Annotated in this window: 12 protein-coding genes and 1 tRNA gene; 5 read left to right on the top strand and 8 right to left on the bottom strand. The window is 39.4% G+C overall.

Annotated elements, in window-relative coordinates; all coding sequences use genetic code 11:
* The first annotated feature begins 247 nt into the window (after window positions 1–247).
* On the top strand, window positions 248–2611 hold the full coding sequence (locus BV902_RS09735) for a glycoside hydrolase family 127 protein (RefSeq protein ID WP_075991759.1): 2364 nt from the start codon (window positions 248–250) through the stop codon (window positions 2609–2611).
* A 102-nt stretch (window positions 2612–2713) separates the two neighbouring features.
* Here BV902_RS09735 and BV902_RS09730 read toward each other — a convergent pair whose 3' ends face one another.
* Entirely contained in the window at window positions 2714–4699 is a 1986-nt protein-coding gene (locus tag BV902_RS09730; protein WP_083663546.1) for a glycoside hydrolase family 97 protein, read from the bottom strand.
* Window positions 4700–4968: 269 nt separating this feature from the next.
* Here BV902_RS09730 and BV902_RS09725 point away from each other — a divergent pair, with 269 nt between their 5' ends.
* Together BV902_RS09725 and BV902_RS09720 are read left to right on the top strand one after the other, a co-directional pair.
* Window positions 4969–5637 (top strand): DinB family protein, encoded by a 669-nt coding sequence (locus BV902_RS09725; RefSeq protein ID WP_075994696.1) that lies wholly within the window; start codon window positions 4969–4971, stop codon window positions 5635–5637.
* 4 nt (window positions 5638–5641) lie between these two features.
* Window positions 5642–6094, top strand: coding sequence for an SRPBCC family protein (locus tag BV902_RS09720; RefSeq protein WP_075991758.1), 453 nt, complete (start codon window positions 5642–5644; stop codon window positions 6092–6094).
* 131 nt (window positions 6095–6225) lie between these two features.
* On the opposite strand, the gene BV902_RS09715 is transcribed toward BV902_RS09720, so the two are convergent.
* The 6 genes from BV902_RS09715 to BV902_RS09690 all read right to left on the bottom strand — a co-directional run bounded on the left by BV902_RS09715 (window position 6226) and on the right by BV902_RS09690 (window position 13068).
* Window positions 6226–7251, bottom strand: coding sequence for a hypothetical protein (locus BV902_RS09715; RefSeq protein ID WP_075991757.1), 1026 nt, complete (start codon window positions 7249–7251; stop codon window positions 6226–6228).
* Window positions 7252–7454: 203 nt separating this feature from the next.
* Entirely contained in the window at window positions 7455–7703 is a 249-nt protein-coding gene (locus BV902_RS09710) for a hypothetical protein (RefSeq protein WP_157625992.1), read from the bottom strand.
* A 767-nt stretch (window positions 7704–8470) separates the two neighbouring features.
* Window positions 8471–8554 (bottom strand) — tRNA-Leu (locus BV902_RS09705).
* A gap of 74 nt (window positions 8555–8628) precedes the next feature.
* Window positions 8629–9507 (bottom strand): Ppx/GppA phosphatase family protein, encoded by an 879-nt coding sequence (locus tag BV902_RS09700; protein WP_075991755.1) that lies wholly within the window; start codon window positions 9505–9507, stop codon window positions 8629–8631.
* A 366-nt stretch (window positions 9508–9873) separates the two neighbouring features.
* Window positions 9874–10416, bottom strand: a complete 543-nt coding sequence (locus tag BV902_RS09695) for a hypothetical protein (RefSeq protein ID WP_070570475.1) — start codon at window positions 10414–10416, stop codon at window positions 9874–9876.
* A gap of 75 nt (window positions 10417–10491) precedes the next feature.
* The gene (locus tag BV902_RS09690; protein WP_075991754.1) at window positions 10492–13068 is read right to left on the bottom strand and encodes a phosphoenolpyruvate carboxylase; all 2577 of its coding nucleotides are present in this window, start codon (window positions 13066–13068) and stop codon (window positions 10492–10494) included.
* A gap of 386 nt (window positions 13069–13454) precedes the next feature.
* On the opposite strand from BV902_RS09690, the gene BV902_RS09680 reads away from it, so the two are divergent.
* Both BV902_RS09680 and BV902_RS09675 read left to right on the top strand, forming a co-directional pair.
* The gene (locus tag BV902_RS09680) at window positions 13455–15647 is read left to right on the top strand and encodes an FUSC family protein (protein ID WP_075991752.1); all 2193 of its coding nucleotides are present in this window, start codon (window positions 13455–13457) and stop codon (window positions 15645–15647) included.
* A gap of 31 nt (window positions 15648–15678) precedes the next feature.
* The gene (locus BV902_RS09675; RefSeq protein WP_075991751.1) at window positions 15679–16659 is read left to right on the top strand and encodes a YpdA family putative bacillithiol disulfide reductase; all 981 of its coding nucleotides are present in this window, start codon (window positions 15679–15681) and stop codon (window positions 16657–16659) included.
* Here the strand turns inward: BV902_RS09675 and BV902_RS09670 are convergent.
* Entirely contained in the window at window positions 16652–17269 is a 618-nt protein-coding gene (locus BV902_RS09670) for a TetR/AcrR family transcriptional regulator (RefSeq protein WP_075991750.1), read from the bottom strand. The two genes, BV902_RS09675 and BV902_RS09670, sit on opposite strands and share 8 nt — an antisense overlap.
* Window positions 17270–17362 lie beyond the last annotated feature (93 nt).

The following is a 17362-nucleotide window of genomic DNA, read 5'->3' as shown; positions in this document are numbered from 1 at the left end:
TTATAGCGATCTTATCAGCAGGCCAGGATTTTACCTTCCTAAACAAAAAATAAGCAAAACACTAACTATCAGACAAATACAACTTAAAACTATCCATCCTTTTTCTCTCGCATAGATAAATGTAAAAAAAACACTTAAAATAAATAACACATTTAATATCTTTGATTTACCGGTCTTTTTTATACATAACGGCTAACCAGACAAGCTCATCAGATCTTGTTAATAACAAATGATAATTTCAGTCCATATGATCTTCAAAAACAAATTTTTGCACAGTGCTCTTTTAAGCTTATTTAGTCTGGCGCTATCTGCTCAAACAACTCCTCAATTAAATTATTTCGATTTAAGAGATGTAAGGTTGTTACCTGGTGTTTTTAAACATGCTGAAGACCTGGACATCACTTATTTATTGGAAATGGACCCGGACCGATTGTTGGCTCCATTTTTACGCGAAGCCAATTTACCGCTTAAAAAAGACTCTTATACCAATTGGGAAAATACAGGATTAGATGGCCATATCGGAGGTCATTATCTATCTGCGCTTGCTCATATGTATGCCGCTACAGGAGATCTTCGCATCAAGGACCGCCTGGATTACATGCTGGCCAACTTGAAACGTTGTCAGGAAGCAAATGCAAACGGATACATTGGCGGGGTACCTGGGGGTAAAATTACTTGGACAGAGATTCAACAGGGCCGGATCAACGCCGGTAGCTTTAACCTGAATGGAAAATGGGTACCGCTATATAATATACATAAAACCTATGCTGGCCTGCGAGATGCCTACTTGTTGACAGGCAATGAATCTGCGAAAGACATGCTTATTCAGATGACTGATTGGGCGCTTAAGTTGGTTGACCAGCTTTCCGAAGCTCAAATACAGGAGATGTTACGAAGTGAACACGGTGGACTGAACGAAACCTTTGCTGATGTCGCTGCAATTACCCAAAACCCAACTTATCTCGAGCTGGCTCGTAAATTCAGTCATCAATCCATACTTGAGCCCTTATTAGCGCATCAAGATCATTTAACAGGATTGCACGCAAATACACAAATTCCAAAAGTTCTCGGTTTTAAACGCATCGCCGACCTTTCCCACAACGAAAAATGGGCTGAGGCTGTTCGGTACTTTTGGGATAATGTTGTCGAACATCGCTCGATTGCCATTGGTGGAAATAGTGTGAGTGAGCATTTTAACCCAACAGACGATTTTTCAAAAATGTTATACAGCATTGAGGGACCTGAAACCTGCAATACGTACAATATGTTACGGCTCACAAAAATGCTCTACCAAACTGATCCGCAAGGAAAATACCTCGATTTTTATGAACGTGCTCTTTACAACCACATCTTATCGACACAACATCCCGAACATGGTGGATTAGTTTATTTCACACAAATCCGTCCGGGGCATTATCGCGTTTATTCACAAACACAGACAAGTATGTGGTGCTGCGTTGGATCAGGGATGGAAAACCACGCCAAATATGGTGAAATGATCTATGCACAACGCAACAATGACTTATTCGTCAATTTGTTTATTCCTTCACGCTTGGACTGGAAAGAGAAAAACACCGAAGTCATTCAAGAAACGAACTTTCCGACAGAAGCCAAAACAAGCATTCGAATCAACCCCAAAAAACCAACTTCATTCAGCTTGTTTATTCGTAAACCCAACTGGCTGACCGCAGCTCCACATGTGTTGATCAATGGAAAGCCTTACCACAATTTCAGTTCAACGAATGAGCATATCCAAATCAAACGTACATGGCGAAAGGGGGATATCGTCAGTCTTGAATTGCCTATGGGGATACATACTGAGCAGTTGCCTGATAAAAGTAATTATTATAGTATTTTATATGGACCTCTTGTTTTGGGTGCCCGTACTGGACAGGAAGATCTTTTGGGACTTCAGGCCGATGACAGCCGAATGGGGCACATTGCATCGGGAAAACAAATCCCTTTACGTGATCTCCCAATTCTTAAAGCTGAGCCGAACAATATTCCGGCACTTGTAAAACCAATAGCATCAAAGCTCCTACACTTTACGCTCTCAGATCTTTATTTGGGAAAAAAAGGTATTCAAATGGAACTAGAACCCTTTTTCGGTATTCATGATTCCCGTTATATGATCTATTGGCCTCAAGCAACAGAAAAGGAACTACAGGCGTTACAGGAGAAAATGAACAGTGATGAAATAGAAAGCTTGGCGCTAGCTGCCAAAACAGTCGATAAGGTCGTCGCTGGAGAGCAACAACCGGAATCAGATCACTTTTTTCGCGAGCAAAATAGCAATGCTGGGGCATTCGGCGATACACGCTGGCGCGATACAAAAGACTGGTTTAGTTATGTAATGAAAGTAACGCCCGAGACCCAACTGATAGCAATCAAATTGTTGGCAGACAACTCATCAAGGGTAACGGAGGTTATGGTCGATGGTAAAACCATCAGCACACTGGAAGACAAGGATGAGAAGTCAACCATTAAAACAATCCGTATACAGCTTCCCAATGATGGTACAGGGAAAACCAAAATAGAACTAAAAATTAAGGCTGGGGCAGGATCTACAAGTCACAAGATCCTAGAAATCCGAACTCTTCGTCCTGACTAGTGGAAGCTTTGAAAAAGTTTCCACTAGTCATGGGGGATTCACTTAGTCTTGATTAACTGAGTTAATCAAGAACGATTCAGTTCGTCAGAAGAGCGCTGTTATTTATTTTCCGATTAAAACAACTGCGCCATCCGGTTGTAATGTCAATTTGATGGTCTTTGTTTTGGAAAGTCGAATTTGTTTCTGTTTTGATTCCCGGGCGATGTTATCGTCGATAAGCTGTACCGCATCCGTACTCAACATGGGCAAATTCACCGATACTGTCTTTTCTTTGCCCTCGGCATTTATACCCGCTATATACCATGTATCACTCTTTCTCCGGGCAAGTATGACATATTTACCTGGATAACCATCAATAAAAATTGTTTCATCCCAGGTTGTAGGTACCTGTTTCATAAAATCAATCACATGGGCTGGCATTTCCTGTAAATTATTGGGTGTTAATCCAAAATTTTGCACTGGAGTCTGAAATAAAATCGCGGTTGCCAATTGAAATGTTTCTGTCGTTTTGCGAATAGTACCACCGTTATTCTCACGGTTATGACGTTTGTTCAGCAAAACCGGACCAAAATCCATTGCCGCCACGGCATTGCGAATAAATGGGTGTAAAGTCGCATTAAAGGCCTCTGTATCATTTGCATGTTGTGTGAAAATCAAGTTTTCGGAGGCCAATACAGCTTCGCTACCCACGAAATTCGGATACATACGCTCCCAACCCCGCGGTAAAGTACATCCATGAAATATAACTGTTAATCCATAATCATTTGCATCCGAAAGAATATCTTCGTAAAGCTTAAGTGTTTCCTGTTTATCACCTCCAAAAAAATCAACTTTGATTCCTTTAATGCCCACACGCTGCATCCATTGCATCTCGGCTTTACGTGCGATCGAAGTATTCATTTTATTTTTTGGGGTTTGCGGTGCGTCGTTCCAGAATCCGTTCGAATTATACCACAGGCAAATACCTACGCCCCGCTCCTTTCCATAAGCCACCAATTGTTCAATTTTTTCATGGCCGATCTTAGTATCCCACCAATTGTCGATCAATACAAATTCATACCCCATTGAAGCTGACAGATCAATAAACTTCTTTTGGTCTTCAAAATTAATACTACCATCCTGCCATTCCAGCCAACTCCACGTTGCCCGTCCGAATTCGTATTCCTTCGACGCCGGATATTGCGGCTCAACAACATCGAAAGGAATGGTCGTCTCCACAATGGGTTTTAGATTGCTCCCGATAGTCAGTGTACGCCAAGGTGTATAACCGGGTAATGAAATTGTGGGAGCTGCACGTCCAATGCCATTGTTCTCCCCTTCTTCCGGGAAAGCAATACTATAAAGACCGTCCTTGGTGCCTTCGCTTAACTTGGATGCACAATAAGCACTTGATACACCCGTTTCCGAAATAAGTACCCATCCACGATCCCCAACATGAAAGAGCGCAGGAAAAGTATATCCAACACCATACTTCGAAGGTACCCCTAAGGCCTGATCTGCCTGATACTCCTCTTCATAACTTGGTTTTGTTTTCATCCAGCCTATCATCGGGGAAGCTTGGGCTGTTAAAAATGTTGTTGTAATAAGTGGAAATTTAAAGCCACTCTCCTCCTTTATTAATGCAAAGTTGGCCGGCTCGCCTACCTGAGGCACATAATATCGGAAGGCAATATTGTTGTTGCTAACACGGAAAGTAACCTCAATCTGTTGCTTTGAAGCATTCTCCAACAAATAACGCAATTCATTCGCTTTATACGCTACCTGACTGCGTTTGATTTTTGATTCGTTATAATTAGTCGAAATTTCAGCTCTTTTTTCTGCTATTGGATGTAAATTATCACTTAAATTTATCGTCTTGCTTTGTAGCCCAAGCGGAGAAGCTTCCAACATCGTTTTCCCTTCCAGTTCAACCTTATAAAATAGATTGCCGTTTTTTATATCCAACTTAACGATCAAAGTTCCATCAGGACTAGATACCGATGTCTGCTGTGCTACAGCAATTGTGCCCAATAAAGACACGATACATACTAAAACATAAGGTTTTAATGGTAAACGTCTAAAATAGCGCGTATAATTGTGATTTAACATAGATTAACTCAAATAGTAGGTTAGTTATGCTGTTAAAGATAAGGTTTTATTTTAATAAATGTATAAAAAACACTTATCATACAATACGTCACTTATCCAGCACTTGATGCCACTATCTAAGGAATTATGACCTTCTTGTTAGGGAGCCTGCCCTCCCGCCTTTTCTTGCCTTATGGAAAGATATAGAAAACAAAAATGTGTTATAATTGTAAAGAAGTAGTGACATTTATTTTTACGATTTTAATACGCATTAAACTATGAATCTAATTATGAACATGATAGCAATTGCAAGTATAGCAACTGCTTCCTTAGCTCCATTGTCAGCTAAATCACGATTATTGCTCGAGCAAAAGAACCAAAACATTGCACTGATATTAAAAAAACAGGCCTTAAAACGTAATTATGTGGGAACCGACTCGCTATTACAATACTTTAATCAAACAACTGCAGAACTTGAAAAGCAGGTTGCGGGGTTAAGCGAAGCGCAGCTCCAATTTAAACCAGCGCCTGACAAATGGTCTATCAGTCAATGCCTTGAACATATCATTCGTTCAGAACGAATGATATTTGACATGGCAAAAAAAGGTCTGGATCAAGATCCACAACCTGAAAGGCGGAAAGAGATCAAGATGACCGACGACAATCTCAAGAATGCACTCACAGACAGGAGTCACAAATATCAGGCCCCCAAGGAACTCCAACCAGAGGGCATTTATAAAAATGTGAAAACGGCACTCGCTGATTTCAATGCCGCGCGTCAGCCAGTACTTGATTATATCAAAAAAGCTGATGCGGAAGATCTTAGAAATCATGTCAGCGACTCCCCAACCGGTCCAATTGATGGTTACCAAGCCCTGATGTTTATTGCTGCACATTGTGCACGTCATACCAAACAGATCGCTGAAATAAAAGCCGATCCCAATTTTCCAAAACAATAGAAAGATGAAAAAATTGACCTATCAAATTAAGATTGATGCTCCTGTGTCGCGAGTTTTTAAAACAATGCTCGATAAAGAAACGTACAAACAATGGACCAGTGCGTTCAATCCGAGTTCTGATTTCGAAGGCGTTTGGGAAAAGGGACAAAGAATTCATTTTACCGGCGTCAATGAAAATGGTGAAAAAGGCGGAATGGTAGCAGAGATTGCTGAATATATTCCAAATTCATATGTATCTATTCGCCACCTTGGCATCTTAGATAAGGGCCAGGAAATTTTATCCGGACCGGCCGTCGAAGATTGGGCAGGAGCATTAGAAAACTATTCATTTACAGCAATCGATGGATATACTGAATTGAAAGTAGATGTCGATACAAACGACGAATACATCGATTACTTTAATGAGGCTTGGCCAGATGCTTTGCAACTGCTAAAGGAAATTAGTGAAACGGAATAAGTAAAATACCCCTAGGTATTGAATAGCTTTGCGATATCAATACACAGGTCAGCAGCTTGTCGGTTAAATACAAAAACGGCATCTAGTATTAGATGCGTTTTTGTATTTAACGGATGCCTTCTTTTGCTCGTTTACTGTTGTTTTTTAACCCTAATATCGAATATATTATAATACTTTAAGGTACTATAGTCCTTCAGACTCATGAAGTCATAAGTAAGTGGATAATTAAAGATATTTTCAGTCTGGCTCACATAAAGGAGCATATCGCGGAGTGCTGTCCCAATAGCCTGGGCTCCTTTTGGATACTGAATAAAACTGTTCTTCCCGCCACCACGATAGTAGATCAGCAAATTACTGCAATCGAGGACTTTGGTATCTATATCATCCAGTGCTTGCTTTTCCAATATTTTGTCTATCGCTGTATTGAGTCTTGCCCGTGTTGAATCAGTTTCTCCCATCAGAATCATATGAGTACCATAAGTCACCGAAGCAAGCACATAAGGAGAATAGCCGGCTTTAGTTAAAACCGCAACCTCCGATTCGGGGTAGGCGTCAAAATATTCCGTGTGATCAATATAAATTGTAAGCTTATTGACATTGCCTATCCGAAGCATACTATTGGGTTTACTGATCGTCGTCGAGTCGGCATGTCTCACAAGGGATAAGGCCTTCTTTACATCCTTCGAATTACCAAGAAATCCCTGTATTTCGGCGTAATCTTCAAAAGTGCTAGAGGAGAAATTTATGCTGCTCGCCTGTTTCGATTTTTCGAACTTATTGGCATAAGCAAGGCCATTCGCATAGCTTGGTTCAAAGAACCCCATATCTACGGAGAAATCGTTGTAAGACAAAAAATGGAATTTAACTTTTTTTGCTTTTGTTTCCAGGCTTTCTAGTCGCGGACCATCAAGGGTATCTTTGAGGCTCCAAAGTCCACCCAGAAAAACCTTTTCATCAATATAGTCATCGGCGAACAGTTTATTCATCTGAAACTCTACTTTTCGAATTTCGTACTTATCTGTAGGGACGGTTGGTTTATTTTTGGTGGTATCCGTGGGGACCACTTCTGGGGGCTCTATCGTTGGCTCGATGGGATCTTTTGTACAACTTAGCCATATCAGTGAGCTAAGAAGAAGTAAAAAATTTCTAGTGTGCATATTGAAGTTCTTCGGTTTCAAATTCTGTTATCATTAAAAACAGGGATCACGTGTGCTTTTTTATCTGATAAATTAAATATAATAATCGAAGGTAACATTTTTTTTTCATCAGTCCAAAACAAAAAAAGCGGGGATTTTCACCCCGCTTAGAATTAATCTTTTGTAACACCGTGAAAATGCAGAAGCCTCTCAGCTGGTTGAAATCAAGAGCGAGCGACTGCATTAAACACCCCAAAAAGCTCTACACGCTCTAAAGAACGATCCACAACCACCACTCGGCCCTTACTTTCTTTGACCTCTTCGGTGACCTTCGCGAGGGTGTTCGTTTTAGGAAGGCGGTAAGTCGTCGTTTTAACATTGACATTTTCTTTTGGAGCCTTTTCTGTTGTCTTTGCAGAAGCCACTGTAGATAGCAGCGCAACCGCCATCAAACTCATCATTAATTTTTTCATTGTTTCTATTTTTTTGTTAAACCATGACATGCTTTTGAAGCAGGCCATTATTTTATGGAAGTAAAAATAGAAACGTCTTTAACTAATTTTACGGTGATTTATTATTTGCTATAGCCCCTTCATTATTCGTGGTTGATAGTCTATTATTTGCAATACGACTGTTTGTACTGTATAGGTTAATCATTACAGCGAGTCTTATTTTTATACATTGTATGTCTCCAGCATTATTTGTATTTTTAGGGGTCTGATTCAAAATAAACTACAGTTCAGCGGCCCAATTATTACAGCATCGGACAAATTCGTTAACAATGCCCAAATATACTAGCGCAAATGGGGTTAAAAAATTAGAATAGCGAACCGTAAATATTGCTTTTTATAAGAAAATGGAAAATAATAGAGAAAGCAGAAAGATAAGGTACAAAAAAAGAAAACAAAGCGATAAAGGCTCTCGCGGCTTACACATCATTTGGCGCATTACTATACTCGCCTATATCGTTATCCTACTCTATTTTCTATTTACCTGTGGTGGTAATGGCGCTAATTGGTTTCCCGGAAAACCTATCTATACAAGATAAATACCACGAATAAATTATAGAATAGCTTCTTATAAGACTAGGTCCATAAACTTCGAACCGGCCCCGGTGTAAATTTTTATCCAAATAAACCAATAATGCTTTATTATTATCAAATTTATCATATGCCTTGGATGTGAGATATATTTTTGTTCATAAAAAAAGGAGACTACTATTGACTAGTGTCTCCTTAAGTGCCCAGGAGCAGATTCGAACTGCCACGCCCATGCGAGCGCCACCCCCTCAAGATGGTGCGTCTACCAATTTCGCCACCTGGGCTCATATTCACCTTTGGTATCACAAAAATAAAGATTTTTCGCTCTTTTACAAGTCGAAAATCGCTTTTTACAGCATTATTTTACTAAATTCCTATTGATCAAGGTTCTAATTACACCGTCGACAAGTCCAACCCGTGGAACAATGATTTGTTTTAGGCGGCCGTGCTTCATAATCGTCAGGAAAATCTCACTTGCTGGTATAATTACATCCGCACGATCTTCGTTCAAACCCAATAAAATAATACGCTCTTTCAAAGAAAAGGAAGATAAATGCTCATATACCGCTTTCAATTTGGCATAAGATAATGGTTTATCCAATTTTTCATTGGAAAGACGCGCAAGCTTATTAATATTTCCGCCAGTACCGATCCCAACCACTTGCTTATACATGTGCGTATTGCTTCGCACCCATTCTTTCAATTCATCCCAGGTTTCTGTCTTATCCTGATTGTCCAAAATACGGATCGTCCCTAAGTTGAAAGATCTAGAGTTTACCAAGACACCATTGGCGAATAACGATAATTCAGTACTACCACCACCAACATCAATGTAAAGATAAACTTTATCTTTCTCCATCTTATTATCCCAATGACTATTATAAATAATCTCAGCCTCTTTTGCCCCTTCGATAATATCGATGTTTATACCATTTTTCTTGACTTCCGCAACAATGTCGGCCCCATTTCGTGCATCACGCATGGCCGACGTCGCACAGGCCATATAATCCTCCACGTGATAAACATCCATCAACTCCCGAAAAGCCTTCATCGTTTTGATCAAACTCTCGGCTTTCCTTGGTGAAATTTCCTGATGAATAAACGCATCATCTCCCAAACGGAGTGGAACACGTAACAGTGTATTTTTCTTAAAATTATATTGATCTTTCTGTCCTATAATGTCAGCTATCAAAAGACGGACTGCATTGGAGCCTATATCTATTGCGGCGTATCTCACTTTATATACGATTTCATTAAATTACGCTAAAATAAACACAGTTATTAAAAACTATGTTATACAAATGTTAAGTTATCATTAATTTAACAAATAACAAACGATTATTACAAGGAATTCTTGCGCATAAAACACCTGATATAGTCTTATAACAACTAAAATTCCGGTTTGATCAAAAATATGACCTCATTTCCCGATAAATTCATCTCGCTGACAATCAACCGACTCAGGATACAGGTAGCACATCCTATCGAAATGAAGTACCTGGTTCAATTCCATACAGAAAATCCATTATTGCCAGCAAAAAACTCATAAAAAAAGGAATATTCATTTTAATGAATACTCCTTTCCTTCTATTTACCTTATTTCTTAGTGATGGTGTTCTTCAACTTTACCACCAGCTAATTTATAGATCTCTTCCACTTTTTTCAAAGACTCCTCCGAAAGGTGAATAACATCCTTGTTTGTATTGTGTTCTTCATGAGACAATCTTGTATTAATCTCACCTTGTTTTTCAACCACTAGTGCTAAAAATGCTTTATCGTTGAATGCCGCTGTACTGTCCGAACCAATTGAAGCCGGAACTTGAAATGCAGGTACACCACGTTGCGCATCGCCAACATGCAATTCTTTTGCTAAATTGTCTAATTCTGGCAACACTGTTGCGTAAGCTTCTTTAATCTTTGCAGCTACATTTTTCACCTCTGCTGAGGTAGATTGTTTTGCAGCTACATCGGCAAGATTTACCAAATAGTTTCCATTTTCGCCAACGAATTTAATCATTGCAAAGGCATCACCATCCGCTAAGGATGCATTAGAGTATTGACGCTGTCTATCTGCAGCTGTTTGACCACAAGATGCAAATAATGTACCCGCACAAGCCGCAACAATAAATAACTTATTAATCTTCATATCAATTTTGTTAACTATACAAAAGTAGATAAAATATATGTTCTCCGAAACCCTATCCGTGAAAAGAAAGAAAAATTACGCAACATTTCTTCCGGCATTCACCACGCCAAAGATTGTACGCGCTATTAACTTCGAATAATCTTCACGTTGTGCATCAGTCAGCTGATCCGAATTCAATGCACGAATCGCAAAATGCTGTATAACCAATAACGGTAATACAATTCCCTCGCGCGCTAAAATAGACTCACGATCCACAGGATAGTTCTCCATCAATTTTGAGGTTCCGCTCAATTTTAACAAATATTCTTTTGTTATCTGGTACTCGGCATATAAAGTTTTCCAAAAATCACCATAAATAGGATCATCTTTCATATATGCTGTAATATCAAAGTTTGACTTTGTCATCGACATCATACAGTTGTCAATCAATGTCTGGAAAAATCCCGATGAAACATATAATTGCTGTACGTCCTTCCAGAGGTTATTTTTTTCAGCCCATTGCAATGCTGTTCCGACACCATAAAATCCAGGAATATTTTGCTTCAACTGGCTCCATGAAGTTACAAAACTAATCGCCCGCAAATCTTCCAGTCGCAATTCACGGCCTGAGTTACGTTTTACAGGTCTACTTGAAATATTGATCGAGGATAACGCTTTCAATGGCGACATCGTCTCCAAATATGGTAAAAACAATTCATTCGTGCGTAGATCCATAAACTTATGATGACTCAACTCAGCTAGCTTATCAATGATCTCCTGTTGATGTTTGGTTAAAGTATCGCCCACACGTTGTTTTAAATCTGAAATAATGCCGGCATGCAAAAGTTGCTCAATATTAAACCGCGCTGTATCTAAAGATCCGTACTGGCTACTGATTGTTTGTCCCTGAATCGTCAATTGAATATGATCGTTGGCAATCTCCTTACCCATAGATGCATAAAAACGTTGCGTTTTACCACCACCACGTGCTGGAGGCCCACCGCGACCATCAAAAAATACCAAATCAACATCGTATTCGCGTGATATCGCCGTAAGTTCGATTTTTGCACGATAGATCGACCAGTTCGCCATCAGATATCCACCGTCTTTGGTACTATCAGAATAACCCAACATAATCGTCTGTTTGTTTCCTCTTCGTTTCAAATGTGCCTTGTACTCCTTATTACTGTACAAGGTTTTCATCACGTCCGCTGCTCTCGTCAAGTCATCAACGGTCTCAAACAAGGGCACAAAATCGATCGTTAAAGCATCCTTCTTCCATCCAGACCATAAAAATAATTGACGCAGTCCCAAAATATCACTTGCTTGCTGGCAATTACTGATGATAAAGCGTTGTGCAGCTCGCTCAGAACCGGAACGTTGAATCTCCTTTAATAATTTTATCACGCCCGAAGTATCTTTCGTTAACGGATCCGCATCCTCTCCCACCGTTAAGTCAAGTTCTTTGAATTTTAATGCTTTTTGCTTATCACTTTCACTAAGCTCCAGATAATCCAATGGCATTCCAGTCTTTTCCTGGTTGTGCTGAATCAGATAATTGGTAGCCTCACGTAATATGCGGCTGTCTTGTCTGATATCCAATGTGGTAAAGAAACAACCAAAAGTCATCACTTTACGGAGTAGATCATCAACGATCTCTACAAAAAGCCCGTTGTGATATTCCTCCAAAACATTTTTGATTGCTTTTAGATTCGTGATGATATTATCGGTTTCGTCAGCAGGATGTTCGACCGGGTTAAAACTATTTTCGTAGAACAATGTCTGCAGATTTTCCATATACTCCTCCACACCTCTAAATGTGATGCGTCGTCTAACGATACGGAAATCTCTATAGTAACATCTAAATAAGATAGTACGTAGCAATGCGGCAACTTTCTTGGTGCTATCAACACTTACGTTAGGATTCCCGTCTCGGTCACCCCCCGGCCAAAAACCAAGCTCAATCAATTGTTTTACCTCTTCGGTATCGACATCCAATTCATCATCAATGAACGACTGAATCTCCGATGCCACTTTATAAAACACGTTTTCCAAAAACCAAGCTAAGCTCGCTGCCTCATCAACTGGAGTCGGTTTATTTTTATTGATGAAAGGCGTTTTCCCCAATTGCTGTAACAGCAGGTGAATACTATGAATATCGTTGGTCTTGATTGCATCGATCAGGTCGTTGATAATACCCAATACCGGTCCCGGATAAAATTGCGTAGGATGTGCAGTCAATACAAGACGTACAGAAAAATCCTTCAATTTTGACACAATCTTACGGCGCATATCTTCGCTACCTTCGGCGTTTTTAATTAATGCCCCTAAGACATTTTCATCATCGCCACGACCCACCATCTGAAATGACGAGTCTTCGATCGCATCAAATAAAACAACCTGACGCTCTATATATTGAACAAATCGAAATAACAAATCAATACGTTGCTCTTCCGAAGAAAATTCCTCATGCTGATCGAAGAAACTCTTTATGATCTCATCAGGAGTTAAATGCTGATCCACACCCTTTTCACATTGCTTTGCAAAAAATGGTAATAAAGTACCGGTATCTTTAACACGTTGAAATGGCAATGTTAAAAACAAACTTTTGAAAAGCTCAAAGCGTGTCAATACCTCGTCCTGAAAGACGGCTTCATTTTTACTTTGCTTCATATTTAAATCTTTGAAAGTGGTCAAGAGAGTTTAGGTGACTCTTGAATTTTGTAATGTCTCTGAAATTACCCTATGGCTCCAAATATAACAATATTATAGCTAAACAAATAAAAAAATATAAATTAATCAAAAAAACAATTAAAATTTTAAAAACATACTAACAAATTTTAGTAATTTTTCATTTTTAACACATTAACATAGTACAATATGGAAACGACCAGTGTCGATCCCTTAGTTCATAAATCCCGGCTACAAAATGAACCTTTCTTGGTCAGACAGAAACCAACCAGCTATATCGCTATCATCCGTACAAAAAAGAGCAAACATAGCAGAACAATTGTTTTTAATATGAAAAGCAATTTATCTAAGTTTGTACTATACACATTATGAAACAGACACAAGAAATAAAAAGTTTTTTCTATAGCCAATATTTTGCAGATGGACTCCGAATTACCATCGGATGTATCGTGCCTGTCCTGATCTTTGCAACCATCGGGCAATTTACCAATGGAACCATTGTCTCTCTGGGAGCGCTTTTAGTAGGCTTATCGGATACCCCCGGTGCCCCTAGCCATAGAAGGAAAGGAATGATTGCGGGTGCGATATTAACTACTTTAACTTTTATTTTAACCAATATAGTCAATCAAAATGTATATCTATTAGCAATTTTTATCGGCGTAGCCTGCTTTATATTTGCCATGTTTGCGGTTTTCAATGGAAGAGCCGCCAACGTAGGTCTCATGTGCATCCTGATGATGTTGATCCATGTGCAGATTCACTACCCTCTTGCAGAGGCCATCAACTATCTAGTTTTCTACACTTTAGGTGGTTTATGGTATATCGCCATTAGTCTTTCCATCACCCAAGCACGTCCTTACAGGCTGGCCGAACAGGAACTATCAGAAACAATTCGCTATGTTGCTGATTACATCCGGCTAAAAGCTAATTTTTACGATGCTAAAATTGATAATGATAAAAACTACCTCAAACTGATCGACAAACAAGTTGAAGTCAATCAGCATCAGGAAAACCTACGGGATGTATTGTTTCAAAGTAAACGATCGATAAAAGACACCACAAAGGTAGGACGTTATTTAACCCTCGTTTTCAACGATATCGTCGATCTCTTTGAGCAAAGTATGGCGGCGCACTATGATTACAATACCATCAGCGAACGCTTTGGACCTACAGGAATCTTGGAAGATTTCAAAAATGTGATTTTAAAATATACCAATGAGCTTGACAATTTAGCCTATCAGCTTAATACAAATACACAGCCAAAACCACTGTATGATTTCGACTCGGATCTCAGTCGTCTTCACACTAAAATTGATCAACTGGATAAAAATCAACAATATAGTACATTTGCTTTACGCAAGGTGCTGATTAATTTACGTGACCTGGTTCGCCGGATCAAAAATATCTATGGTTACTCGCATCTACAACCTGACGATGTCAAACGAAAAGAAATTGATGACGCAAAACGCTTTGTTCAAAGCTCTGCAATTGATTTTAAAAAGTTCCGCGAAAATCTTACCCTAAAATCCACCATCTTTCGACACGCCTGCCGTATGGCGATTGTCATGTCGGTCACCTATTACGTGTTTGAGGTCACCAATATCACCAATAATGTATATTGGATCCTCCTCACCATCATGGTTATCCTAAAACCTGGCTTCGGACTCACAAAGGAGAGAAATATCCAGCGTCTCATCGGCACAACGATAGGTGGCCTCATCGGAGCCCTCATCCTGTTAACCATCCATGACCCAACTATACTATTTGTTCTCTTGGTATTCTTTTTTCTGACGGCATATAGTTTATTCCGCGTCAACTATGTTATTGCCGTACTTTTTATGACACCCTATGTATTAATAATGCTGAGCTTCGTCAGCGCCAATACCCTGGACGTCACGAAGGAACGCATATTGGACACCTTTATCGGAGGCATGATTGCATTCTTATCCAGTTATATTATTTTCCCAAACTGGGAAAGCATGCAAGTCAAAGAGTCCATGCGAAAGCTACTCATTGCCAACTACAATTACATCTTTCAGGCATTGAAAGAAATTGCAGGCCAAGCGCCTTCCATCACGGATTACAAACTAACCCGCAAGGCAGTCTACGTCGAAACGGCCAATATGGGTTCGACGTTCCAGCGCATGCTTACCGAACCCAAGAAACGTCAAAAATATAGTAAGGAAGTCAATAAATTCGTCATATTCAACCATATTTTAGCTTCTTTTTCGGTGACATTAATGAACCATCTCGACGAAATGGACAATAATTATATCAATAAGGACCATGTCCGGACGATCCGAAAAATATTAAGCTCCTTGGAGCAGTCCATTCAACTGCTACATTCTGACGATAGCGTCAATGCATTTATTCCTTTGGCGATCGAAATTCCCAACGACCAATTTGATAATACAGATGTCAGTTCGGTTGATGGGCAGCTATTGACCGAACAGCTGGACTTTCTCAATAAAATTGCGCAGGACCTGCATAAAATAGTTCAGGACCTTCATGCTAAAAGCACAGCAATGTCAGAAATTGAACTGTCTAAAGCTTTAAGCTGATTTATTCTTTAAAATTCTCGACATTTATACCATGAGCGATACGATAACACGGTACGACCTGATTATAGTTGGCGGCGGGCCAATTGGCTTAGCTTGCGCCTTAGAAGCCAAAGAAGCAAATTTAAGCTATCTTATTCTTGAAAAAGGCTGTTTAGTCAACTCACTGTATAATTACCCCCAAAATATGACCTTCTTCTCTTCTTCCGAAAGATTAGAAATAGGTGATATTCCCTTTGTCACAACCAACCCCAAGCCAAAACGCATGGAGGCTTTGGAATATTACCGACGTATACAGCAAAAGTTCGCACTGAATACCCATCTTTTTGAAGAAGTACTGGAAATTAAGAAAGAGGATACGGAGTTCCTGGTCAGTAGCAACAAAAGCATGTACCTGACCAAAAAAGTCATCATCGCCACAGGTTTTTATGACATACCGATGTTGCTCAATATCCCGGGCGAAGAACTTCCCAAAGTTAGGCATTACTACGATGATCCACATTATTATAGCAGCCAGAAGGTGATCGTTGTCGGCGCCAGTAATTCATCCATTGATGCAGCGCTTGAAACCTACCGAAAAGGAGCGCAAGTTTCTTTGGTGATCCGTGGTAGCGAAATCAGCCGTCGGGTAAAATATTGGGTTAAACCTGATATTGAAAATCGAATTGCTGCTGGTGAAATCGATGTGTATTATAATAGCCACTTAACAGAAGTTACTCCAACTACTGCACATATCCAAACACCAAACGGTATCGTCGAACTCGATAATGATTTTGTACTGGCTTTAACCGGCTATCGCCCGAATTTTGATTTTTTGAAAAAGATCGGAATTGATATTCCCCAAGAGGCACCTTGCATTCCTAGCCATAATGAAGAAACAATGGAAACAAATATAGCCGGGATTTATTTGGCAGGCGTCGTTTGTGGTGGCTTAAATACCCACCTTTGGTTTATTGAAAATTCACGAATTCATGCCAAACAGATTATCGAACATGTTCGCTCAACACTTATTTAACGACTTGAAAACGTAAACCATTTAAGAAGATTTTCATCATTTTCTTCTGTAAACTGAGAATATGATCGAATTCTTCTTTTGTTGGGAACAACATGTTTTTCATATCCTTTAATATGCCCATACGCATACCGAATAGTGAATACAGAAGAATCCGCGCAGTTTCATTGATATCTTCAACCTGTATCTCCCCAGCATCGATACCAATATTGAGAATCTTCTCAATAATTTCTACTTCACGTAGATAAGATTCTTTGAACACCTGCTCCAACTCATCCGGAAGCTCTTTCACCATCTTCATGGTGTATTCAAATAAATTATAATATTGATTGATAATCTTGACCCGCATATCAATAGAATACATCATGATCTCCTCAAAGTCGCCTCCCTGCGCAATGACATCCTCGATATCCTCGATCATTTTATCAATAACGTATTCGAAAACGGCAGAATATAAGCTATTCTTATCCGGAAAATAATAATACAGCAATGCTTTTGAGAAATTGAGATCTTTGGCTATTTCCGACATCGTTGTCTTAGCCATTCCAAAATGTGCAAAGCGCCTCGTCGCAGCTTCTAGAATTTTGATTCTTTTTACATCTGCATTACCCATTAAACTTATATTTTTTATCGTTAAATAAACGGTTTATACTATCTTTACCGATTATCATGCTAAAGATAGCTGATTTTTTTGAATTTCTGAAAA

Source organism: Sphingobacterium sp. B29, from assembly GCF_001952815.1.
GTDB lineage: Bacteria > Bacteroidota > Bacteroidia > Sphingobacteriales > Sphingobacteriaceae > Sphingobacterium > Sphingobacterium siyangense.
Note: the sequence above shows the minus strand (reverse complement) of the source record. Positions and strands in the feature narration are given on the sequence as shown.